Origin of the sequence: Actinophytocola sp. (genome assembly GCF_035762905.1) — a bacterium.
Classification (GTDB): domain Bacteria; phylum Actinomycetota; class Actinomycetes; order Mycobacteriales; family Pseudonocardiaceae; genus DASYTH01.
Window position 1 is genome coordinate 1 of sequence record NZ_DASUCC010000133.1, and the last position, 23,868, is coordinate 23,868.

Here is a 23,868-nt window from a genome sequence, read left to right on the forward strand (position 1 = left end):
GGCTGAGTGAACTCCGTCTCGTTGACCAGCACCGCGTCCGGGCCGTCCTCGCCGGCAAGAAGCACATCGCCGAGCGCCCGGGACAGATGCGGGTCGAGCGCCGCGCACACCTCGTCGAAAGCCGCCCGGAACACCGGGAACTCCGCATACAGCCCGCGCCCCATGCACAGCCGCTGGCTGCCCTGACCGGTGAACAGCATCGCCAGGCGCCCATCGGTGACCCGGCCGGCGATCAGATCCGGATGAGCCCGACCGTCGGCGTGCGCCCGCAACGCCTGGACCGCCTGCGCCGGCCCGGCCGCGGTGATGCCGGCCCGGTGCTCGAGGTGCGCCCGGTGCCGGGCGGCGGTGTGCGCCACGTCGGCCAGGTCCAGCTCCGGCCGGGCCGCCAGGTGGTCGGCCAGCCGGGCGGCGTTGCGGGCGCGGGCCCGTTCGGTCCGGCCGGACACCGTGATCGTGACCGGGCGGCCGGAATCCGGCCGGGCGGCACCGGAAACGGCGGCCCAGTCGACGGCGTGCCCGGCCCGGCTCAGCCGGATGACCAACTCCTCAAGGCACTGCCGGCCCGGCCGGTCCCGCCGGACGGCCGGCAGCACGGTCGCGCCGGTGCGTTCCAGCGAATGCCGGGCGACCGGGTGCGGGGCGATCTCGACCACGTGGGTTCCGCGCGCGGCAAGGGCTTCGGCCGCCCGGTCAGCAACATCGGCTGACACATGTTGCGGGCCCAGTAGCCTGCGTCGAGGTCGGTGCCGGCGACCTCGGTGCCGAGCACGGTCGAGTGGAACGCGACGTCGGCCGGCCGGGTGTCCAGCGGGCCGAGCCGGCGCACCAGTTCCTCGGCCAGGTCCCGCATCAGCGGGCTGTGGCAGGCGTAGTCGATGTTGACCCGCAGCGTGCGCACGCCCCGCCCGGCCAGCTCGCGTTCCACCGCGGCGATCGCGTCCAGCGGACCGGACAGGCAGACCTGGTCCGGCGCCAGGTATCCGGCCAGGTGCACCCGGTCCAGGCCGGTCGCCGCCTCCGGGGCGAGGTCACAGACCAGCAGGGTTCCGGTGCCGGCGGCGCGTTCGGCGACCAGCGCGGACCAGGTGGTGATCAGCCGCGCCCCTTCGTCGAGCGGCAGCGCGCCGGCGACCACGGCCGCGGCAACCTCACCGACGCTCTGGCCACACACGAGATCCGGGGCCGGTCCCCAGGCACGCAGCGTCCGGGCAAGGGCGACCTGCACGGCGAACAGCACCGGCTGGACGACGTCGGTGCGGTGCAACCGGGACCGCCGCTCACCGGCGAGCAGCTCGGCGATCACCGACCAGCCGGCGTGCCGGCGCACGGCGCGGTCGCACTCGTCCAGCGCGGCGCGGAAAGCGGGCTCACCGAACAGGTCCCGGCCCATGCCGAGCCACTGCGAACCGTGCCCGGAGAAGAAGAACGCCAGCGCGGCGGGCTCCCCGGCCGGCACCGTGCGGTCGGGGGGCAGTTCTCCCCTTCGGTACGGCGCCTCCTCGAGCGCGACGTGTGCGTTGGTCCCGCCGAACCCGAAGCTGCTCACCCCGGCGTAGCGGCGGTCCGCGACCGGCCACGGCGCCCGCTCGGTGACCACCCGGATCCGGTTGCGGTCGAAGTCGATCCGCGGGTTGGGCTCGTCGAAATGCAGGCTGGCCGGCAGGATGCCGTGGTGCAGGGCCAATGCGGTCTTGATCAGCCCGAGGACGCCGGCCGCCGGCTCCAGGTGACCGAAGTTCGTCTTGGCCGAGCCGACCCGCAGCGCCTCGGTCCGCCCGGCGGCGAACACGGTGCCGAGCGCGTCGGCCTCGATCGGGTCGCCGAGCGGCGTCCCGGTGCCGTGTGCCTCCACATAGGACACTCGCTCCGGGCCGATTCCCGCGTCCCGCCAGGCTTCCCGGATGACGTCCACCTGAGCCCGCGGGTTCGGTGCGGTGAGACCGTTGGAGGCGCCGTCGTTGTTGACCGCGCTGCCGCGGATCACCGCGTACACCCGGTCGCCCGCGGCCAGCGCATCGGACAGCCGGCGCAGCACCACGACACCGCAGCCCTCCGCCCGGACGTAGCCGTTGGCGCCCGCGTCGAAGGCCCGGCACCGGCCGTCCGGGCTCAGCCCGCCGAACTTCGTCATCGCCACCGTGGTGTTCGGGTGCAGCATGACGTTCACGCCGCCGGCCAGCGCGAGGTCACTCTCCCCGCGCCGCAGGCTCTGCACGGCGAGATGCGTTGCGGTGAGCGAGGAACTGCACGCGGTCGTGACCCCGAGCACCGGGCCCTGCAGGCCGAGCGTGTAGGCGATCCGGGCCGGGATGATCGAGTTGTCCCAGCCGGTGGCCGAGTGCGTGCCGATGGACTCCGGATCGGCGCCGGTGGCCAGGTGGTACTCCTGCGCCATGGTGCCGAGGAACACGCCGGTGCGGCTGCCGGACAACCCGTCCGGGGCGATCCGGGCGTCCTCGAGCGCGGCCCAGGCGACCTCGAGCGCCATCCGCTGCTGCGGGTCCATGTGCGCCGCCTCGGCCGGCGACACCCGGAACAGCCCGGCGTCGAAACCCGCGACGTCGTCGAGGAAACCGCCCCGGCGGGTGACCATCTTGCCCGCGGCGCGCGGGTCCGGGTCCAGCCACTCGGCGGCGTTCCACCGGTCCGCCGGCACCTCGCGGATCGCGTCGATGCCGTCCAGCAGGGCCTGCCACAGCTCCGCCGGGTTCGCCACGCCGCCGGGCAACCGGCAGCCGAGGCCGACGATGGCCACCGGTTCCCGTTCCAGGTCGGCGAAACCGGCCGGCGCCGCCCCGGCCGGCCGGTCGTCCCCGGTCAGGTGCGCGGCGAGGCCGGCAACGGTCGGGTACTGCCAGACCACCCAGTCCGGCACCGGCCGGTCCAGCCACCGCGACAGGAATCCGGCCAGCGCGACGATCCGGGCCGAGTCCAGACCGAGATCGCGCAGCGGTCGGTCGGCGGCCACCGTCTCCGGCGGCACGTCCAGCAGTTCGGCGATGTGGCCGCGGAGCCGGACGGCGAGGTCCTCCGCGCTGGGCCGGGCAGTGCTCATCTACGCGTCCTTGGTGGTCGGTCCGGGCGGGTGGTCAGCGCGCCGGTTCCGGGCTGAGCGGGCCGGTTCCCCCGTACTCCCGGCGCAGCTGCGGGCTCAGCGTGCGGGTACCGGCGATCCGCGCGTAGACGCCGACCGCCTCCGTCGGGGTGCGCCGCATCGTGGCGCGATCCACCGCGTACAGCCCGAACCGCGGCGTGTATCCGGCCAGCCATTCGAAGTTGTCCAGCAGGCTCCAGTGGTAGTAGCCGCGCACGTCGACGCCCGCGGCGCGGGCCCGGCCGATCGCCTCCAGCGCGCGGACCACGAACTCGGCGCGGCGCTTGCCGGACGCCGAGGCGATGCCCGACTCGGTGACCATCAGCGGCAGGTTCGGGAACCGGCGGCCGAAGTCGGTCAGCACCGGGTAGAGGCCCTGCGGGTCGGACTCGTAGTTCATGTCCGGCACGAAGTAGCTCGGGTCGAGTGCCGGATAGCACGGCGGCACCCCGCACACGTTGACGTTGATCACCGGCAGCGTGTTCGGGCCGGGCTCGGCGCCCGGATCGGACACGCCGGTGCGGTCGTAGAGCTGGATGCCGAGCCAGTCGAGGGTGTCGCGCCACTCCGGGTGCCATTCGTCCGGCCGGCCGTCGTAGTCGGCGTCGAACGTGCCGGCCCGCACCGAGGTGAGGAAGCTCAGCTCGAAGAACCAGCGGAACCGGTCGAGTGCGGCGCGGTCCCGCGGCTCGGTGCTGACCCGGCCGTCGCGCACCGCGACGTACTGCTTGACGCTCGCGGTCAGTCCGACGCCGGCCCGCCGGTCCACCGCCTTGATCGCCCGGTACATGGCGGCGTGCGCGGCGATGTAGTTGCGCACCGCGGGCACGAACCGGCCGGCGAAGTTGGCGGTGTTCAGGTCCGCCTTTCCGGGCGGCCCGGCGCCGAACGCGTGCGAGAACAGCAGGTAGATCATCGGCTCGTTGAGCGTGACCCACTCGTGCACCCGGTCGCCGAACCGCTCGGCAAGCAACGTGGCGTGCTCGGCCATCTCCCGGACCACCAGCGGGCCGCCCTCCGGGTGCTCGAGGCCGCACAGGTTGGTGTCGCCGGGACCATCGGCACAGCCGGGATCCTCCGGATCGTCCACCCACACCGGGTTGGCGAAGTGGTGGATGACCACCACCGGCCGGATGCCCCTGGCCAGCAGCGCGTCGATCACCCGGCCGTAGTGGACAAGCGCCGCCTCGTCGATCCGGCCGCGCCGGGGCTCCACCCGCGCCCACTCGATGCCGAACCGGTAGGAGTCCACCCGCAGCGCCGCGAGTAGGTCGATGTCGCTCAACGCCAACGTGTAGCCGTCGACGCCGTCGCCGACGAACGGGCTGCGGCCAAGGCCGCCGTCGGCCGCCGGCAGGGTCCACCGGTACCAGTCGGTGTTGGTGTTGCGGTCCTCGGTCTGGGTCGCCGACGCCGACACCCCGAACCGGAACGAGCCCGCGCCCCACGGTGCGGACGGCGAGCCGATCCGCGGGAAGCTGATCGCCGCCCGGCCGGACCCGGTCTGCTCGTCGGCGCTCACCGGAGTGGTCAGCAGGCCGGGTAACAGGACCACGGCCGCCGCCATGATCAGTCGCTGCACGATGAAATCCAATCGCTAGACGGAAAGGGCGTGCGTCACCCGCCGCCCGAGGAGGGGCGGCCGGAACGGGCCCTGATGGGATCGCGGAAGCGGCCGGGACCTCAGCCGAGGCTGGTCAGCCTGGCCTCCACGGCGTCTGCGGCCACCCGCGGGCCGTCGACCGCACGGATGGCGTCGCGCATCCGGGCGAGGTTCTCGGTGATGGCGGCGTCGCCGGCCACCGCCGCGGCGGCGTTGCGCAGACTGTCCACTGTGGTCTCATCGGCGGCCAGGTGCCGGCCGAGGCCAAGCTCCTGGACCCGCATCCCGTTGGCCTTCTGCTCGTTCATCTGCGGGATCACCACCATGGGCACGCCGTAGTACAGCGCCTCCATGGTGCTGTTCATGCCGCCGTGCGTGACGAACAGCGTCGCGTGCTCGAGCACGTCGAGCTGCGGAACGTGCCGGCGCACCGTGAAGTTCGCCGGCACCGCGCCCAACTCGGCGCTGTCGGCGTGGTCGCCGGCCGCCATCACGACGTCCCATTCGGAGCCGCCGAACGCCGCCATGGCGATCGGGAAGAACTCCGGCCAACCGGTCGCCGCGGTGCCGAGCGAGATGAGCAGCACCGGGCGGTCCGGGTCGGCCGGCCGCCAGCTGCCCTGGAAGGCGCTGCGATCGGTCAGGCACGGGCCGGCGAACACCCAGCGCTCGTCGAAACTGTCGCCCTCGTAGTGGAACTCACGGGGCAGGAAGATGATGTTGTGGTCGGCCACGTCCTGGAAGAAGGCCATCGGATCGGCCGGCAGGTTGAACTCGGGCAGCACATTGGTGAGCTTCCCGAGCATTTCCATGACCTTCTCGTCGGAGAACTGCGCCAGCGGGTAGGTCGCCGCGATGTTGAACTTCTCGTGCACCCCGTAGGTGGGCCAGGTGCGCACGGTCGGAATGTCGTTCCGGGCCGCGAGGAACCGGGCGCCCCAGGCCATGAAATCGTGCACGATCAGATCCGGCCGGTCCTGCTGGTAACCCGGCTCCAACTGCTCGACAACGGTCAGCGCCTCGTCCAGCGTGCGCAATCCCTCACCCTGCAACGCCTCCGCGGTGAACGGGCTGCGGTAGAAATCGCCGAACTCGGACCGGTACCGCACCGGCTCGGCCCCGGCGGCTTCGATCGCCGGCACGAAATGGTCGGTCGCCGTGGCGGTGACCCGGTGCCCCCGCCGGACCAACTCGGCGACCAGGCCCAACGTGGGGTTGAGGTGGCCGACCGCCGGGAAATTGACGAAACCAATGTGCGCCATGACTCTCCTTGACTGTGCTCGGTTCCTTCGCGCGCGGATCGAAGCACTCAGACGTTATCCCGGAGCGGCGCGGAACGCACTTCCGGTCGGTAATCGTAGAAACCCCGCCCGCTCTTCTTTCCGAACAGCCCGCTCTCGACCATCCGGGTCAGCAGCGCGGGCGTCACGTAAAGCGGCTCCTTCGTCTCCTCATAAAGCCCGGCGGCGACCGCGGCGAGCGTGTCCAGCCCGACCAGGTCGGCCAGCCGCAGCGGTCCCATCGGATGGGCGCAGCCGAGCACCATGCCCTTGTCGATGTCCTCGGCCGTGGCGTGGCCGGACTCCAGCATTCGGATCGCGGACAGCAGGTAGGGCACGAGCAGCGCGTTGACCACGAACCCGGCCCGGTCCCGGCTGCGGATGACGTCCTTGCCGAGCACGTCCCGGACGAACGTCTCGGCCCGGGCCAGCGTCCGCTCCTCGGTCAGCAGCGAGCCGGTGATCTCCACCAGCGGCAGCGCCGGAACCGGGTTGAAGAAGTGCATCCCGACCACCTGGCCCGGCCGCTCGGTGGCGGTGGCCAGCTTGGCGATGGACAGCGAGGACGTGTTCGAGGCCAGCACCGCCTCCGGGTCCCGCACGATGGAGTCGAGCTGGGCGAACAGCTTCAGCTTGGTCGGCTCGTCCTCGGAGACCGCCTCGATGACCAGCTCGCGGTCGGCCAGGTCGTGCAGGTCCGTGCTGAACGTGATCCGGCCGAGAATCTCGTCCCGCGCCGCCATGCTGAGCTTTCCCTTGGCCACGGCCCGATTCACCGAGCTGGTCACCCGGGTCCGCCCGGCGGCGAGGGACCGGTCCGAGGAGACCGCGACCAGCACGGTGCGGCCGGGCTTGGCACACACCTCGGCCAGACCGGCGCCCATCAGCCCGCACCCCACCACACCCACCCGGGTGAGCGCCGGAGCAGTGCCCGATGGTTCGGTCACGCTGCCACCTCCCGCACTCCGTACCCGGCCAGCGGCTCGTGCCAGCGAAGGAGGCTGTTGCCCACCGCCATGCCGCCGCCGAATCCGGCCAGCAGCACCAGGTCGCCGTCGTGCAGTGCGCCCGCGCGCACCGCGTGGTCCAGCGTGACCGGCAGCGACGCGGCCCCGGAGTTGCCGAACCGCTCCAGGGTGGTGTGCAACCGGGCGCCGGTCAGCCCCATGTCCTCGGCGAGCCGGGCGAGCAGCACCCCGTTCGCCTGGTGCGGAACGAAATGCGCGATCTCCTCGGGCAGCGTGCCGGTCCGGCGGAGCAGCTCCTTGATCGACAGCGGCACCTCGGCGGAGACGAACTCGGTGACCGCGCGCCCTTTCATCCGCAGGTAGTGCTTGCCGGCGTCGACGGTGGCGTGCGTCGGCGGCAGCTCGCTGCCACCTCCCTCGAGCACCAGCAGGTCCGCCCGGTGCCCGTGGCCGGTCAGGTCCGAGTCCACGATCCCGTACCGCGCGGGCACCGGACCCAACACGGCCGCACCCGCGGCGTCGGCGAGCAGCACCGCGGTGCTGCGGTCGGCGGGGTCGGTGAACCGCGACCACGCATCGGTGCCCACCAGCAGTGCGTGGCCACCCCGGCGCGTCGCCAGCATCGCGTGCGCGACCGCAAGGGCATGCACGAAACCACTGCACCCGATGTTGATGTCGAAACAGGTCGCCCGGTACGCGCCGAGACCGGCCTGCACCAGACAGGCCACCGGCGGCATCGGGCTGTCCCCGGTCGACGTGGCCACCACGATCACATCGAGCTGCTCGGCCAGCAGGCCGGCCGCCGCCAGCGCCCGGCCGGCGGCCAGCAGCGCCATGGCCGACGGCGTCTGGCCGGCGGCCATGTGCCGGCGCGACCGGATCCCGGTCTTCCGCTCGATCCACTCGGTGGTGACGCCGAACCGTTCGGCCAGCTCGGCATTGGTCAGCTCGATCTCGGGCACCTCGGATCCGGTGCCGATGATCCCGAACGCCGCTGTGTGCATCACGCCCCCCTCAACAGGTTCATCTGGTCCTCGCCGATTCGCGCGCGCTTGTCCGGGTCGGTGACGCCGAGGCCCGGCTCGGGCGCCAGGCACAGCACACCGACCTTGCCGACGTGCTCGTTGCACTGCACCAGCCGGGCCGCCTCGCCGATCTCGGCAAGCGGGTAGCTGCGCGAGAGCATCGGCATGATCCGGCCCATGTCGATGAGCCGGTTGCTCTCCCACTGCTCCTGCAGGTTGGCGCCGTGGCTGCCGATCACCCGCTTGAGCTTCATCCACAGGTACCGGTTGTCGTACCGGTGGTGGTATCCGGTGCTCGACCCACAGGTGACGATCGAACCGCCGCGGCGCAGCACGAACATCGAGATGCCGAACGTGGCCGCGCCGACGTAGTCGAACACGATGTGCGGGTCCTCGCCGGTCTCCCGGCGGATGATCGTCCCGAGCCGCTTGCCGGCCGCGATCACCTTGGCCGGGTCGGTGCCGTCGTCCTCGCCGATGCCGAACTCGGCCCGGTTGATCACGACGTCGCAGCCGATCTTTCTGAGCAGCTCGGCCTTCTCCTCCGAACCCACCACGCCGACGGCGATCCCGCCGCCGTGCCGGACCAGCTGCACGGCGTAGACACCGAGACCGCCGGTCGCGCCCCAGATCAGCACGATGTCGCCCTGCTTCATCCGGGCGCCGCGGTCGCTGACCAGCATCCGGTAGGCGGTGCCCGCGCACGCGGTGGTGGACGCCGCCTCCTCCCAGGTGAGATGCGCAGGTTTGGGCACCAGCTGGCTGGCCCGCACGACCGCGTAGTGCGCCAGGCCACCGAAGTTGGTCTCGTAGCCCCAGGCGCGCTGCCCCTCGCCGAGCATCGCGTCGGCCTGCGTGGCCGCCTCCTGGTCGTCCACCTGGACCGGGCTGACCCCGACGTGGTCGCCGATCTTCCAGCGCCGCACGCCGACCCCGGCCCGCACGATCACGCCGGCCGCGTCCGAGCCGAGCACGTGCTGCGGCTGGTCGTGCCGCGCCTCCCAGCGCCCGCGTTTCCCGTACGCCTTCAGGAAGTCGAACGTCGGCAGGGGCTCGAAGGTCCCGGACCACACGGTGTTGTAGTTGATCGAGCTGGCCATGACCGCGACCAGCACCTCGTCCGGCGCCAGCTCGGGCATCGGCACCATGCCGACGTGCAGCGACTTGCGCACGTCCTTGTCCGCCACGTCGAGGAACATGTCGACGTCCTCGACGTGGGTGTGCGCGGCCAGGTACTCGGCGGGGACCGGCAAGGCGGCCAGCTCCTCGGCGGGTGCGCCAAGAAGGACGGCCTCGGACAGCGGATCCATGACAACCATTTCCTTCGTCAGATGGGGATGTCGGTCAGACCGGGGACTCCATGCCGAGCGCGCGCCGGAGGAACACCATCTGGCCGGCGTGAAAGGAGTCGTGCATCTGGGTGAGGGCGAGCGCCTTGCCCAGGGTGCGGAACTGCTCGGCGTACTCGCCCATGTTCTCGTCGGGCAGCATCGCGGTGCGGCGGGCGAAGTCCTCCGCGGCGAGGCCGGCGGCGAACTCCCGGATCCGCTCATGGGCCGCCCGGAAGATCGCGATCATCTCGGCCAGCGGCGGCACCTGCTCGAAGTCGGTGTCGGCGCCGTCGGCGAAGTTGTCCGAGAACCGGTCGGTGACGGCCTTCGGGGTGCCCTGGTGCAGGGTGGAGAAGTAGTCCTTGGCACAGGCCAGATGGCCGAGGAACCAGACCAGCGGCTTGTGCCCGTCCGGCGCCAGGAACGCGGTCGCCTCGTCGAAGCCCTCGGTGAGCGCGAGAACCAGGTCGAAACCCACGTCAAGGGCGGCGACCAGGTGCGCGCCGACCAGCGGCTGGACCGGTGTTGCGGTGGACAGTGTCACGTGCTGCGCTCCTTTCTTCAGTCCGGGGAATGGAAGTCGCTGCGGCCGGGGGCGCGCGCCGCGTCGAGCCGGGCCCGCGCCTCGGCGAAGGTGGGCAGCTCCGACCTGGCCGTCGCGGTCCAGTGGGTGCCCTCCCAGTCGAACATCAGGCCCCTGGTGCGCCGGGCCGCGCGCAGGTGCGCGGGCGAGCGCAGGAACCCGTCCAGCGCGGCCTTGTCCCGCCACAGCACCAGGTTCCGCGACGCGTTCCACGACTTCGCCGACACCGCAAGGGTTGCCGCCAGCAGGCCGTCGCGTTGCCAGAGCTCCTCGAGGATGTCCTTGTTGAGCTGCGGCCCGATCTCCTCGTGCCCGGGCTTGGGCCAGCCGACCGAGGTGGCCACCAGGTAGGACTCGGGCAGCGGGCCGCGCAGCCCGCCGGTCGCCGGGTCGATCGCCGGCCCGGCCCACGGGACGACGACCTGGAGGTCGGACTCGTCACCGGCGGCGAACTCGTGCAGCGAGCTGGGTAGGTTCGACACGGCCGCTCACTTCTTCTTGCGGCGCACGAAAAGCCGCTTCAGCTCGGCGACCTGCAGGTGCAGCACGCCGAGATCCGGGCTGCGCTCGATCTCCAGTTCGGGCAGCACCGGCAGCACCGCGCGCAGCAGGGCGCGCAGCTCCAGCCGGGCCAGGTGCGAGCCGATGCACACGTGCTCGCCCTGGCCGCCGAACGCCACGTGCGGGTTCACCGTGCGGGTGATGTCGAACCGGTACGGGTCGTCGAAGACCTCGCCGTCCCGGTTGCCGGCCGGGAACCACATGGCCAGCGTCTCGCCCTTGCGGATGCGCTGGCCGCCGATCTCGGTGTCCTCGGTGCAGGTGCGCACGGCGCTCACCGCGATCGTGGTCCAGCGCAGGATCTCCTCGGCCGCGCGGTCCACCAGACCCGGGTCCTCGACCAGCATGCGCAGCTGCTCGGGGTGCTCGAGCAGCGCCTGGATGCCGCCCGCGGTCGCGTTGCGCGTGGTGCTGATGCCGGCGACCAGCAGGTTGTGGACGGTGTAGAGGATCTCGTGGAACTCGAGCGGCCGGCCCTCGACGACGCCGGTGGCCAACCGGCTCAACACATCCGTCCCGTTCGGGTCGCCCTCGGCCATCCGGCGCTGGATCAGCGTGGCCACGTACTGGTTGAGCGCGCCGATGTTGCGCCGGAACGCGGCCTCGGCGTCCTCGCCCTCCAGCCAGAACTCCGGGTCGGCGGCGGCGGTCATGCCCTGCGTCCAGTTGAACAGGTCGTCCCAGTCCTCGACCGGCGCGTTGAGCAGCTCGCAGATCGCGGCCACCGGCAGGCGGGCGGCCAGGTACTTGGCGACGTCGGCGCTGCCGTGCTCGTCGATCCGGTCGGTGAACTCCTTGACGTAGGTGGCGGCCAGCTCGGCGAACCGGTCCTCCAGCTCGCTCACCGCCTTGGGGGTGAAGCACGGCGCCAGCACCTTGCGCAGGTGGCGGTGCCGCGGCGAGTCCATCACCGGCAGCACCGACGGGTCGGCCGGATCGTGGCCGAACATCTGGGCCCGCTGCTCCAGTTCCACCTCCAGCATCTCCACCGCCTCGGGGGTGAAGATGGTGACCCGCTGGGCGCTGGAGAAAAGCTTGGTGTGCCGGGAGATCGAGGCGATGTCGGCGTGCCTGGTGACCACCCAGAACGGCTCGAACCCGGGCCGCACGTACCAGAACATCGGCGCCTCACGGCGCAGCAGTTCCCACTCCGGGTAGGGATATCCGTTGGCCGCGTAGGCCGCTTCGTCGGTGATGTCGAGCGTGTCGAGTGAGAGCATGTTCGGTCTCCGTCAGGGTTCGGTGTGGGTGGTCAGAAACGAGACGATGGCGCCGACCGTCTCGGCGCGCTGCTCCGGCTCGGCGAAGTCGGGGTTGAGCGACAGCGCATTCGGTGCCTCGGCGGTGATCCGCTTGGCGAGCAGCTCGGGATGCGCGGCGTCGTTGCCCGGCAGCACCAGCACCGGCGGGCAGCTGGCCAGCCACTCCTCGGGAACCGAGAACAACGCCGACCCGGCCGGCCAGATGCCGTCCCGGAACCGCAGCACCCGGACGATGTACCGCTCCCGCCGCCCGGCCAGGATCTCCTCGCGGAACAGCGGATCGGTGTTCAGCTTGGCGGCGAACGGGCCGGCGCCCGGGTTCTCGGCGAACCGGCCGTCCAGGACGGCCGACTCCAGCACCGCCGCCAGCCCCTCGGCCCGCGGCAGGCGCATGGCCTCGTCGTACTGGCTCAGGTAGGTGCTCAGGCTGTTCACCCCCGACACGATGCCGACCGGCTCCTGGGCGACGATCGCGCGCACCCGCTCCGGGGCGTCGTGCGCCAGCCGCCAGGCCTGGGCGGTCGCGCTGCCGGCGGCGACCACGTGCGCCTCCTCGATGCCGAGCGCATCGAGCACGGCCAGCTGGTCGGCGACGATCCGTTGGTAGCAGAAGGGTTCCGCGGGCGCGCTGCTCCGTCCGGCGCCGCGCTGGTCCAGCGCGATCACCTGGAAGTGTTGGGACAGCTCGGTGACCGGGTGGTAGAAGTTGGTGTCCCAGCTGCCGATGCGGCTGTCCGGGCCGCCAGGTGCCAGCAGCAGGACCGGGAACCCGGTGCCGTGCACCTCGTAGTACAGCCGGGCACCGTCGGGGCGTTCGATCTCAGGCATGGTTCTCCTCGGTGGTGGTGGCGATTCGTGCGATCGCGGACAACAGCTCGGCGGCCATCGCCTCGGCGTTGACGATCGGTGCGGCGTGCGTCCCGTCGATCCGGGCCGGCACGAACGGGCCGGTGGTCAGCTCGCGCCAGACCGCGAGCGAGCCCGCGGGCAGCACCGGGTCGCGGCTGCCCTCGACGGCGACGACCGGCACGCCGAGCGCGGGCCGCCGGAAGCCGTCCAGCGCGGCCCGGTGGCTGTCGGCGAGGGCGGTGTCGGCGCGCAGCCGGTCGACGTACTCGCCGAGCAGTTCGTCGCTGGTGCGCACCTCGTCGGGCAACAGGCCGTCGAAGGCGGCGGCCAGGTCGGCCAGGTCGACCCCGTCGAAGTCGCCGGTCGCCTCGGCCAGCCGGCGCAGCCCTTCGGTCGGTTCGGCCAGCGGCGGCAGCCCGCAGGCGACCACGAGGGCCACCGGCGGCACCGCGGGCCGGTGCGCCAGCCGGTGCGCGATCTCCCAGCACAGCCAGGAACCCTGGCTGTGCCCGAACAGCACGACCGGGGCGTCCAGCCGGCCGGACAGCGCGGCGGTGACGTGGTCGGCGGCGGCCATCATGTCGCGCTCCGGCGCCTCGCCGGCCCGGGCCTCGCGGCCGGGCAGCGCGACCCCGAGCAGCTCGACGTCGTCCGGCAGGTGCCGGATCAGCGGCACGAACCCGCCGGTCGTCCCGCCCATCCCGGCCACGGCGACGATCCGGGCCCGGGGCCGGTCGGCCGGTTTGAGCACCCGCAGCCACGGGTTCGACACCGGCCCGGCGGGGACCGGGTTCGCCATGGCCGGCAGCAGCTCGCCGAGCAGGTGCCCGGCGATGCCCGCGCAGCTGGCCTGCCGCAGGATCACCTCGGTGGTCACCGGCAGGCCGGTCCGGCGGGTCAGCTCGTTGCGGACCGTCACCGCCATCAGCGAGTCCAGGCCGAGCTCGTGCAGCGGCTGCTCGTCCGGGATCCGTGCCGCGGCCAGGCCGAGCACGGCCGCCGCCTCGGTCCGGACCAGCTCGGTCAGCGTGTGCGCGCGTTGCCCGGCGGGTTGGGCGGCGAGCGCGTCGCGCAGCGCCCGCCCGGCCGACGGGTCGGCGGCCGGCACCGGGTCCGGCGCCGCCTCGGCGATCTCGTCGAGCAGCGGCCGGGGCCGGGCCGCCGCGTACACCGGGGCGAACCGCGACCAGTCGATGTCGGCGACGCCGAGCGCCGCCGCCGCGCCGCCGAGGGCCAGCTCGAGCGCGTCCAGCGCCAGCTCCGGCGGCATCGACCGCAGGCCGCGGGACCGGGCGGTGCGCTCGGTGTCCGCGTCGACCATGCCGCCGCCGGCCCAGCCGCCCCAATGCAGCACGGTCGCCGGGAGCCCGGCGGCCCGGCGGTGCCGGGCCAAAGCGTCCAAGTAGGTGTTGGCCGCGCCGTAGCCGGCCTGTCCGGCGCCACCCCACAGGCTCGCGCCGCTGCCGTAGAGCACGAACGCGTCCAGCGGGTGGCCGGCCAGCGCCTCGTGCAGGTGCCGGGCGCCGAGCACCTTCGCCGCCGCCTCGTCCGCCGCGGCCGCCGGGGACAGCGTCGCGATCGGCGCCAGCCGGGACACGCCGGCCAGGTGGGCGACGAAGGTCAGCGGGCCGATCCGGGCGAGCAGCGCGGCCACCTGGGCGCGGTCGGTGACGTCGCACGCCTCGACGGACAGCCGCACGCCCTGGCCGGCCAGCTCCGCGTGCAGCCGCTCGGTCTCGGCGGTCGGGGTGCCGCGCCGCGAGGCCAGCACCACCCGCTCGACGCCGCGGGCGGCGAGCCGCCGGGCCAGGTGCACCCCAAGCGCCCCCTGGCCGCCGGTGATCAGCGCGGTGCCGCTCGGCCGCCAGGCCGGGCCGGGCACCGGCGTCGCCCGCCGCAGCCGGCGCACGAACCGCCCGGCCGGGCGCAGCGCGACCTGGTCCTCGTGGTCCCCGGCGAGCACCGCCGCGACAAGCTGGTCGGCCCAGCCGTCGTGCGGCTCGATCGGCAGATCGACGGTGCCGCCCCAGCGCACCGGATCCTCCAGCGCGGCGACCCGGCCGAAGCCGGACACCAGCGCCTGCCCGGGCCGGGCGACGCCCTCGACGCCGTCGGTGTCCACCGCGCCGCACGTGACCGTCCACACCGGACAGTTCAGGCCGGCGCCGGCCACGTCCTGCAGCAGGGTGAGCGTGGCGTTGAACCCGGCGGTGAGGCCGCCGGCCGCCGGGGTGTCGTCCAGCGAGCCGAAGCCGAGGATCCCGGCGGGCGGGTCCGGCAGCGCGGCAAGCGCCGCCCGGACGCCGGTGCCGGGCAGCCGGCGCACGCCGGCTCCGGCCGCGCGCAGCGCCCGCTCGGCGGCCTCGACCATGCCGGGGTCGCGGTCGGTGCCGGCCAGCAGCCAGACGCCGTCCGCGCGGCCGGCGGGCGCCGGTGCGAGCCGCCAGATGTCCTGGTACAGCAAGTGGTCCGGCCCGCTGCCGGCAGCCGGCCCGGCGAGCCAGAAGCTCCGGCGTTGGAAGGCGTAGCCGGGCAGGTCGGCCACGGCGGCCGGGCCGAACGGGGCCAGCGCGGCGCGCCAGTCCGCGCGGTACCCGTGCACGTGCAGCCCGCCGAGGTTGCGCAGCAGCTCGGCGCGTCCGCCGTGGCCGCGCCGCACGCTGCCGGCCACCAACGCCCGCCCGTCGCCCTCGGTGAGCGGCATGGCCAGCACCGGGTGCGGGCTGATCTCGAGGAACACGTCGTGGCCGGTGTCCAGCAGCCGCCGCTGCGCCAGGTCGAGCCGGACCGGCTCGCGCAGGTTGCGGCACCAGTAGCCGGCGCCGAGCGCAGCGCCGTCGAGCAGGTCGCCGGTCACCGTCGAGCAGAACGGAATCCGGGCCGGTCGCGGCGTGATCCCGGCCAGCTCGGCCTCGATGCCGGGCAGCAGGGCGTCCATGTGGTGGCAGTGCGAGGCGACCGGCGCGGCCAGCTTGCCGCACACCACGTCCTCGTCGTCCAGGGCGAACAGCAGATCCTCGACCGCATCGGGGTCACCGGAGATCGCCACCGAGCCCGGGGTGTTCACCGCGGCCACCGAGATCCGCCCGGCATACGGGGCGATGCGCTCCCGCACCGTGTCCAACGGCAGCTCCACCACGGCCATCGCGCCGACGCCGGCCACCCGCTGCAGGGCGGCGGCGCGCACCGCGATGATCCGCGCGCCCTCCTCAAGGGTCAGCGCGCCGGCCACCACGGCGGCGGCGACCTCGCCCTGGCTGTGCCCAAGCACGGCGTCCGGGTGCACGCCCAGCTCCGCCCAGGCGGCGGCGAGCGCGACGTACATGGTGAACATCAGCGGCTGCACCACGTCGAGCCGGTCCAGTTCGGCCTCGTCGCCCTCGGCGAGCAGCGCCGCCACCGAGCGGCCGGTTCGCGGGCCGAATGCCGCGTCGCAGGCCCGGACCGTCGCGGCGAAGGCAGGCGACTCGGCCAGCAGGGCCCGGCCCATGCCGGCCCACTGCGCGCCCTGGCCGGGGAAGACGAACACGGTCCGGCCCCGGGCGACGGCGCTGCCCCGGATCAGGTCGGCGTGCGGGCGGTCCGCGGCCAGCGCCCGGAGTGCCTCGGCCGCCCGGGCCGGGTCATCGGCGTGCACCACGGCCCGCTCGGCGAACTGCGCACGCCGCACGGCGGCGGTGTGCGCGACGTCCAGCACCGGCACCTCCGGCCGGCGCTCCAGCCAGCCGGCCAGCGAGGCCGCCGCCGCGCGCAGGGCCGCGCCGTCCCGGCCGGACAGCACGATCGGCAGCGCACCCGGCACCGGCGACACCGGCGCGACCGGCGGGGCCTGCTCGATCACCACGTGGGCGTTCGTGCCGCCGATGCCGAACGAGGACACCCCGGCGCGGCGCGGCTCGTCGCCCGCCCAGGCCCGCCGCTCGGTGTTGACGAAGAACAGGCTCGGGTCGAGACCCAGCTCCGGGTTGGGGTGCTGGAAGTGCAGGCTCGGCACCAACTCGCCGTGGTGCACGCACAGCGCGGCCTTGAGCAGCCCGGCCAGGCCCGCGGTGGCGTCCGCGTGCCCGATGTTGGTCTTCACCGAGCCGAGCGCGCACGGCTCGTCCCGCTCCGCCGCGCCGAACACCTGCTGCAGCGCCTGCACCTCGATCGGGTCGCCGAGCGCGGTCGCCGTGCCGTGCGCCTCCAGGTAGCCGATCCGCTCCGGGCCGACACCGGCCGCCGCCTGCGCCGCCGCCACAGCCGCCGCCTGCCCGGCAACGCTCGGCGCGGTGAACCCGGCCTTGACCGCGCCGTCGTTGTTGACCGCGCTGCCCCGGATCACGGCATAGATCCGGTCCCCGGCGGCCTGCGCGTCGGACAGCCGGCGCAGCACCAGCGCGACCACGCCGCTGCCGAACACGGTGCCGTTGCCCTTCTCGTCGAACGCCCGGCACCGGCCGTCCGGCGAGACCACCAGCCCCTCCTGGTGCACGAACCCGGCGACGATCGGGATGGTCAGCGACGAGGCGCCGACCAGGGCCAGGTCGGACTCGCCGCGCAGCAGGCTCTCCCGGGCCAGGTGGGTGGCGACCAGCCCGGTGGAGCACGCGGTCTGCACGGTGAGCGCCGGGCCGCGCAGGTTGAACCGGTGCGCGATCCGGGTGGCCAGGTAGTCGTTCCTGGTGCCGATCATGGTGCGGTAGAAGGACGACATGTCGGTCGCCTCGGCCTGCGGGTAGCCGCCGTAGCCGGTGCCGGCGAACACCGAGACGCTCCCGGCCACCTCGCCCGGCACGATGCCGGCGTTCTCGAAGGCCTGCCAGGACACCTCGAGCAGCAGCCGGTGCTGCGGGTCCATCGCCTCGGCCTCGGCCGGCGAGTAGTCGAAGAACTCGGCGTCGAACTCGTCGGCCCCGGCCACCACGGCCCGGGCCCGGACGTAGTCGGGGTGGGTGATGTCGTCGCGCACCCCGGCGGCGATCAGCTCCGCGTCGGTGAAGTGGGTGATCGACTCGACGCCGTGCACCAGGTTGTCCCAGAACGCCGCCACGTCCGGCGCGCCGGGCAGCTTGCCGGCGACGCCGACGATGGCGACCGCGTCCCCGGCGTGGTCGGCGGGTGCCGGCGCCGGCATCGGTCGCTCGGTGGGCGTGCCGCGCAGGTAACCGGTCAGCTGCCGCACGGTCGGGTACCGGAACAGCGTGGACAGCGGGAACTCGCGGCCGAGTTCGGCGCAGATCCGCTCGTGCGCGGCCAGCGCGGTCATCGAGTCCGCGCCCAGGTCGAAGATCCCCTTGTCCGGGTCGATCGCCGGCCGGCCGAGCACGCCGGCCCAGGCGCCGGTGACGATTCGCTCGAGGTCGTCGCCGCCGGAGGTGCCGGCCGGTTGCGCCGCCGGCAGCGGGAGCCGGGCGACCGCACCCTTGTCGATCTTCTTGTTCGGCGTGTGCGGCAGCTCGTCCAGCACGATCAGGTGCGCGGGCACCATGTAGCCGGGGAGTCGGTCGGCGAGCAGTTCCCGGGGACCGTCGGCAGGGTCCGCGCCCGGCACCGCGGTCCAGTACAGGAACAGGGCGGGCTGGCCGGCGGCGTCCGGGCGGACCACGGCGGCGCACTCGGCCACCGCCGGGTGCTCGCCGGCGACCGACTCGATCTCACCCAGCTCGATTCGGTGCCCGTGCAGCTTGACCTGGGAGTCGGTCCGGCCGCAGAACTCCAGGGTGCCGTCCGCCCGGTGCCGCACGATGTCCCCGGTGCGGTACATCCGGGCGTCCGGGTCGCCGGCGAACGGGTCCGGCACGAAGCGCTCGGCGGTCAGCTCGGCGCGGCCGAGGTAGCCGCGGGTGACCGCGCGCCCGCCGATGTGCAGCTCGCCCCGGAAACCCCTGGGCACCGGCCGGCCGGTGCGGTCCAGCACGTAGAGCCGGTTGCCGAACAGCGGCTGGCCCAGGCTGACCTCGCCGGGCCGGACGGTCCATGCGGAGGACCACACGGTGGTCTCGGTCGGCCCGTACATGTTGGTCAGCTCGCCGTCCAGCAGCCCGGTGAGCTTGCCGGCCAGGCCCCGGTCCAGGGGTTCCCCGCCGACCAGCATCCGGTCCAGGCCGCGCACCAGGGCCCGGCCGTCGGCGTCGGCCAGCAACATCCGGGCCAGCGAGGGGGTGCATTGCAGGTGGGTCGGGGCCAGGTGTGCGTAGCGGGCCCACTCGGCCGCGCCGCCCTCGGCGATCACCACCCGGTAGCCGCGGGTCAGGGTCCACAGCAGCTCGAGCGTGGAGATGTCGAACGACAGGCTGGTGACCGCCAGCCAGGTGTCCCCGGGTCCGCCACCGACCCGCTCGTCCATGGCCCGGCAGAAGGTGGCGAACTGGTCGTGCTCGACCATGACGCCCTTGGGTTTGCCGGTGGACCCCGAGGTGTAGATGACGTAGGCCAGGTCGCTCGGCGCCGGGCCGGTGCGCTCCGGCGGCGGCCCGGCGACCGCGCCGTCCGGTTCGACGACGGCCACGCCGAACACCCCGGTGTCCTGGGAGATGACCACGCGCACCCCGCTGTCGGTGACCACGTGGTCCAACCGGGCCTGCGGGTAGGCGGGATCCAGCGGGACGTAGGCGGCCCCGGCGAGCCAGGTCGCCAGCACCGCGACCACCAGGTCGGCCGAGCGCGGCAGGTGGATGCCCACCAGGGACCCGGCGCCGACGCCCCGCTCGCGCAGCCGGCCGGCCAGGCCACCGGCCAGCTCGAGCGTCTCCCGGTAGGTCAGCAGGCGCTCGCCGGCCACCAGCGCCACCGCGTCCGGCGTGGCCCGGGCCTGGTCGAGAATGCGGTGCACGGCAAGGGGTTGCGCGCCGTCGGGTTGGGCCGCCTGCCGGGTCCAGCGCTCGAAGGCGGCGCGATCCTCCGCGCCGAGCAGCTCCAGCTCGGCGATCGGCCGGGCCGGGTCGCGGACCAGATCGGCGAGCAGGGTGGCGAAGTTCTCGGCCATCCGCCGGGCCGAGTCCGCGTCCAGCACGTGGTCCCGGTACTCCAGCTCGCCGGCCAGCCCCGGGCCGTGCGGCGCGAGGGTCAGGCCCAGCTCGGCCTTGGCCACGCCGCGCGGGGTGCCGGTGATGCTGGTGTCGTCCGACGGCACCCAGGCGTCCGGGCCGGTGCCGAACGCCGGCAGCTCGGTGGCCCGGAAGTTGAACAGCACCCGGAACAGCGGGTTCTCCTCGCCGGTGCGCGCCCCCGCGGCCGCCCGCACCACCTCGGTGAGCGGCACGTCCTGGTGCTCGGCCAGCCGCCGGACCCGGGCTCCGGTGGCCGCGAGCAGTTGCGCGAACGTCGGGTTTCCGGTCAGGTCACAGCGCAGCGGCAGCGTGTTCACCAGGAACCCGACCAGCTCCTCGGTTCCGGCGAGCTCCCGGTTGGCCCAGATGGTGCCGAGGCCGAAGTCGTCGCTGCCGGTGCTGCGGGCCAGCAGCACGGCGAACGCGCCGGCGTAGACCGCGAACGGGGTCACCCCGGCTCGCCCGGCCAGCTCCTCGAGGTCGCGGCGCAGCCGCGCGGGCAGGGTGAAGCCGACCGTGCCGCCGCCGGTGCCGGTCTGCTGCGGCGGCAGGTCGATCCGGCCCATGCCGGCCAGCTCGGTGGCGAAGTAGGCCATCCCGTCGGCGAACCGGTTGTCCCCCATGGCCCGCCGCTGCCAGGCCGCGTAGTCGCCGAGCTGGCGGTCGGCGGGTTCGGTGGCCGGCGTGCCGCCCGCCGCCAGCTCCCGGTAGAGCGCGTGCAGTTCGGTCAGCAGCAGGATCAGCGACCAGCCGTCGCCGATCGCGTGGTGCAGGGTCAGGCAGAGCAGCTGCCCGGCACCGGGGACGTCGAGCAGCAGCAGGCGCAGCAGCGAGTCGCCGGACAGGTCGAACGGCGCGCGTTCCTCGGCCCGCACCCGGTCGCGCACCGCCGGGCCGGCGGGATCGGCCGCGGACAGGTCCTCGTGCGTGAACGGGACGGCGAACTCCTCGTGCACCACCTGGACCAGCTCGCCGTCCCGGGTCTCAAGGCCGGTGCGCAGCGCCTCGTGCCGCCGGATCAGCAGCGTGAGCGCCCGGGCCAGCAGGTCCGGATCGAGCGGCCGGGCGACCCGCAGCGCCGCCGGGGCGTTGTACTGGGCGCTGCCCGGCTCCATCCGCTCCAGGAACCACAGCCGGCGCTGCCCCTCGGTGGCCGGCCGGACCGGACCCGGCTCGGCGCGCTCGAGCCGGGGCGGACCGGCCGGATCCGCCGCGCCGCGCAGCCGGCCGAGCAGGTGGCCGGCGATGTCCTGCGCGGTGGGGTGCGCGAAGGCCAGGTTGGTGGGCAGCACGATCCGGGCCAGCCGGCCGAGCCGGTTGCGCAGCTGCAGACCCATGATCGAGTCCAGGCCCAGCTCGGGCAGCCGGGCGTCGGCGGCGACGTCGGCGCGGCCGAGCAGCGCGGCGGCCTCCCGGCAGACCAGACCGGTCAGCTCGGCACGGGCGTCCGCGGCGGGACCGGCGGCGAGCCGGGCGGGCAGGTCGGCCGCTTCCTCGGTGTCCTCGGCGATCTCGGTCGCGGCGGCGGTCAGCGGGGCGTCGAACCAGAACCGGCGGCCCTGGAACGCGTAGCTGGGCAGCTCCGGCAGGTGCCGCCGGTCCCGGGCACCCAGCACCCGCTCCCAGGCCACCTCCTGCCCGTGGGTGTGCAGGATGGCAAGGGACCGCAGGATCTCCGCGATCGTGCCGCGGTCCCGGCGCAGCGTGCCGACCACCACCCCGCCGGCGCCGGCCGTCGCGCCGGTGAGCGGGACGCCGAGCACGGGGTGCGCGCTGATCTCCACGAAGACGCCGAAGCCGGCGTCGACCAGCCGGTCCAACGCCCGGTCCAGCCGCACCGGCTCGCGCATGTTGCGGCACCAGTACCCGCCGTCCAGCGCGGTGCCGGCCAGCACGTCGCCGGTCACCGTGGAATAGAAGGGGATCGTCGCATCCCGGGCCTCGACCCCGGTGAACCGCTCGGCCAGCCCGGGCAGGATCGGGTCGACGTGGGCGCAGTGCCCGGCGGCGTCGGCCTTGATCCGGCGGTGGAACACGTCCCGCCCGGCCAGCCCGTCGAGCAGCGCGTCCACCGCCGCCGGGTCGCCGGCCACCACGGTGGAGCCCGGACTGTTCACGATCGCCACGGACAGCGCCGCGCCGAACGGGGCGATCAGCTCCTCGACCTCCGCCGCGGGCAGCTCCACCACGGCCATCGCACCCCGGCCGCTGCACTCGCGCAGCAGTGCCTGGCTGCGCGCCACCACGATCATGGCGGCGTCGTCGAGGGCGAGGGCGCCGGCCACCACGGCCGCCGGCAGCTCGCCCTGGCTGCTGCCGACCACGGCGGCCGGCTCGACACCGAGCGAACGCCACACCGCCGCCAGGCCGACGGCCATCGTGAACAGCGCCGGCTGGATCACGTCAAGGCGGTCGAACGGCAGCTCCGGCTGCTCGGCGCCGGCCAGCAGGTCGCGCACCGACCAACCGGTCCACGGCCGAAACGCCGCGTCGCAGGCGGCGACGGACTCGGCGAACACCGCGGACTCGGTGAGCAGCCGGGCGCCCATCTCCCGCCATTGGCTGCCGTGGCCGGGAAAGACGAAGACCACCCGACCCAGCTCGGCGGCCTCCGCCTCGGTCAGGTCGTCGTGCGGCCGCCCGTCGGCCAGCGCGCGCAGGGCAGCCACGGCGTGCGCGCCGTCGCGGGCCAGCACCGCGGCGCGCGCGCCGAGGTGGGTGCGGGACAGCGCCGCCGCCCGGGCGGTCTCGAGCACCGGCTGATCCGGTCGCGCGGCGAGCTGGTCGGCCCACCGGCCCGCCTGAGCGCGCAGCGCATCGGGATCGGCCGCGGACAGCAGGATCGGATACGCCGGGGCGGCCACCGGTGCGGGTGCGGCATCCGCGCCGGGCTCCGCCGCCGGCGCCTCCTCGACGATCAGGTGCGCGTTGGTGCCGCTGATGCCGAACGAGGACACCCCCGCGCGGCGCGGCCGGGTCTCGTCGTGCGGCCAGGGCTGCGAGTGGTCCAGGAGCCGCAACCCGCTGCCCGCCCAGGCGATGTGTGGGCTGGGCTCCTCGGTGTAGCGGGATCGCGGAAGCTGCTCGTGCTGCAGGGCGAGCACCAGCTTCAGCACGCTGGCCACGCCGGCAGCGGCCTGGGTGTGCCCGATGTTCGACTTCGCCGACCCGAGCAGCAGCGGCCGGTCGCCGGGCCGGTCCGGCCCGAACACCTCGGCCAGCGCGCCGGCCTCGATCGGGTCGCCGAGCGGCGTGCCGGTGCCGTGCGCGTCGACCGCGTCGATGTCGCCGGGGGTGAGCCCGGCGGCGGCAAGCGCGGCGCGCACGACGCGCTGCTGCGCCGGGCCGTTCGGCGCGGTCAGGCCCTGGCTGCGGCCGTCCTGGTTGACCGCCGATCCGCTGACCACGGCGAGGATCCGGTCGCCGTCGCGGCGCGCTGCGGAGAGCAGCTTGAGCACCACCAGGCCGCAGCCCTCCGCCCAGCCGCCCCCGTCGGCCTGCGCGGAGAAGCTCTTGCACCGCCCGTCCGGCGAGAGCGCCCCGAGCCGGCTGGACTCGACGAACAGCACCGGCGAGCTCATCACCGTGACGCCGCCGGCCAGTGCGGTGTCGCACTCCCCGGTGCGCAGCGCCGCGCACGCCAGGTGGATGGCCACCAGCGACGAGGAGCATGCGGTGTCCACCGTGATCGCCGGCCCGCGCAGACCGAGCTGGTAGGACAGCCGGCCGGAGACGACGCTGCCGGAGATCCCGGTGCCCTGATAACCGTCCAATGTGGTCAGTCCGGCCCGGCCGGTGCCGTAGTCGGAGCGCATCGCGCCCAGGTACACGCCGGTTCGGCTGCCGGCAAGCGATCCGGGCGGGATCGCCGCCCGTTCCAGCGCCTCCCAGGCGGTTTCCAGCACCAGCCGCTGCTGCGGGTCCATGGACCGGGCCTCGCGGGCGGAGATGCCGAAGAAGCCGGCGTCGAACCGCTCGAGATCGGCCAGGAATCCGCCCTCCCTGGCGTAGCTCTTGCCGGCCGCGCCCGGATCCGGGTCGTACAGATCGAGATCGTCCCACCGGGACGGGAACGGGCCGATCGCGTCGCCGCCGTCGGCCAGCAGGTCCCAGTACGCCTCCGGGGTGTCGATGCCGCCGGGCAGCCGGCAGGCCATCGACACGATCGCGACCGGCTCGCTGTGCCGGTTCTCCAGTTCCGCGTTGCGTTGCCGCAGTTGCAGGACCGCGGCCATGGCGCGGCGCAGTCGCTCCTCGCTGGCTGGTGCGTTCATCTCT

General features: G+C 74.0%; 11 protein-coding genes and 1 pseudogene. All 12 read right to left on the reverse strand.

The features are described from left to right. Positions 1 to 647: pseudogene (locus tag VFV67_RS36880) on the reverse strand (hypothetical protein); the annotation flags it as partial. Next, entirely contained in the window at positions 530 to 3,058 is a 2,529-nt protein-coding gene (locus VFV67_RS28650) for a beta-ketoacyl synthase N-terminal-like domain-containing protein (protein ID WP_326473787.1), read from the reverse strand. The pseudogene VFV67_RS36880 and the gene VFV67_RS28650, both read right to left, overlap by 118 nt. Positions 3,059 to 3,092: 34 nt before the next feature. Then, positions 3,093 to 4,679 carry a glycoside hydrolase family 1 protein gene (locus VFV67_RS28655; RefSeq protein ID WP_326473788.1) on the reverse strand — a complete coding sequence of 529 codons (1,587 nt, stop codon included), beginning with the start codon at positions 4,677 to 4,679 and terminating at the stop codon, positions 3,093 to 3,095. Positions 4,680 to 4,780: 101 nt separating this feature from the next. Further along, positions 4,781 to 5,962, reverse strand: a complete 1,182-nt coding sequence (locus VFV67_RS28660) for a macrolide family glycosyltransferase (RefSeq protein WP_326473789.1) — start codon at positions 5,960 to 5,962, stop codon at positions 4,781 to 4,783. Positions 5,963 to 6,009: 47 nt separating this feature from the next. Continuing rightward, positions 6,010 to 6,927 carry a 3-hydroxybutyryl-CoA dehydrogenase gene (locus VFV67_RS28665; RefSeq protein ID WP_326473790.1) on the reverse strand — a complete coding sequence of 306 codons (918 nt, stop codon included), beginning with the start codon at positions 6,925 to 6,927 and terminating at the stop codon, positions 6,010 to 6,012. After that, the gene (locus VFV67_RS28670) at positions 6,924 to 7,952 is read right to left on the reverse strand and encodes a ketoacyl-ACP synthase III (protein ID WP_326473791.1); all 1,029 of its coding nucleotides are present in this window, start codon (positions 7,950 to 7,952) and stop codon (positions 6,924 to 6,926) included. The genes VFV67_RS28665 and VFV67_RS28670 overlap by 4 nt, the downstream gene beginning before the upstream one ends. Next, on the reverse strand, positions 7,952 to 9,283 hold the full coding sequence (gene ccrA / locus VFV67_RS28675; protein ID WP_326473792.1) for a crotonyl-CoA carboxylase/reductase: 1,332 nt from the start codon (positions 9,281 to 9,283) through the stop codon (positions 7,952 to 7,954). The genes VFV67_RS28670 and ccrA overlap by 1 nt, the downstream gene beginning before the upstream one ends. A 34-nt stretch (positions 9,284 to 9,317) precedes the next feature. After that, entirely contained in the window at positions 9,318 to 9,848 is a 531-nt protein-coding gene (locus VFV67_RS28680) for a DinB family protein (protein WP_326473793.1), read from the reverse strand. Between the two features lie 17 nt (positions 9,849 to 9,865). Next, on the reverse strand, positions 9,866 to 10,369 hold the full coding sequence (locus VFV67_RS28685) for a hypothetical protein (protein ID WP_326473794.1): 504 nt from the start codon (positions 10,367 to 10,369) through the stop codon (positions 9,866 to 9,868). A gap of 6 nt (positions 10,370 to 10,375) precedes the next feature. Beyond that, the gene (locus tag VFV67_RS28690; RefSeq protein WP_326473795.1) at positions 10,376 to 11,668 is read right to left on the reverse strand and encodes a cytochrome P450; all 1,293 of its coding nucleotides are present in this window, start codon (positions 11,666 to 11,668) and stop codon (positions 10,376 to 10,378) included. Positions 11,669 to 11,680: 12 nt separating this feature from the next. Continuing rightward, positions 11,681 to 12,538 (reverse strand): alpha/beta hydrolase, encoded by an 858-nt coding sequence (locus VFV67_RS28695; RefSeq protein WP_326473796.1) that lies wholly within the window; start codon positions 12,536 to 12,538, stop codon positions 11,681 to 11,683. Next, the gene (locus tag VFV67_RS28700) at positions 12,531 to 23,864 is read right to left on the reverse strand and encodes a non-ribosomal peptide synthetase/type I polyketide synthase (RefSeq protein WP_326473797.1); all 11,334 of its coding nucleotides are present in this window, start codon (positions 23,862 to 23,864) and stop codon (positions 12,531 to 12,533) included. The genes VFV67_RS28695 and VFV67_RS28700 overlap by 8 nt, the downstream gene beginning before the upstream one ends. Between the last annotated feature and the right edge of the window lie 4 nt (positions 23,865 to 23,868).

Excerpts from the sequence above, each read along its gene's own strand:
- VFV67_RS28695 (WP_326473796.1), bottom strand. The coding sequence starts at position 12,538 with ATGCCTGAGATCGAACGCCCCGACGGTGCCCGGCTGTACTACGAGGTG.
- VFV67_RS28650 (WP_326473787.1), bottom strand. The coding sequence starts at position 3,058 with ATGAGCACTGCCCGGCCCAGCGCGGAGGACCTCGCCGTCCGGCTCCGC.
- VFV67_RS28690 (WP_326473795.1), bottom strand. The coding sequence starts at position 11,668 with ATGCTCTCACTCGACACGCTCGACATCACCGACGAAGCGGCCTACGCG.
- VFV67_RS28660 (WP_326473789.1), bottom strand. The coding sequence starts at position 5,962 with ATGGCGCACATTGGTTTCGTCAATTTCCCGGCGGTCGGCCACCTCAAC.
- VFV67_RS28700 (WP_326473797.1), bottom strand. The coding sequence starts at position 23,864 with ATGAACGCACCAGCCAGCGAGGAGCGACTGCGCCGCGCCATGGCCGCG.
- VFV67_RS28670 (WP_326473791.1), bottom strand. The coding sequence starts at position 7,952 with ATGCACACAGCGGCGTTCGGGATCATCGGCACCGGATCCGAGGTGCCC.
- ccrA (WP_326473792.1), bottom strand. The coding sequence starts at position 9,283 with ATGGATCCGCTGTCCGAGGCCGTCCTTCTTGGCGCACCCGCCGAGGAG.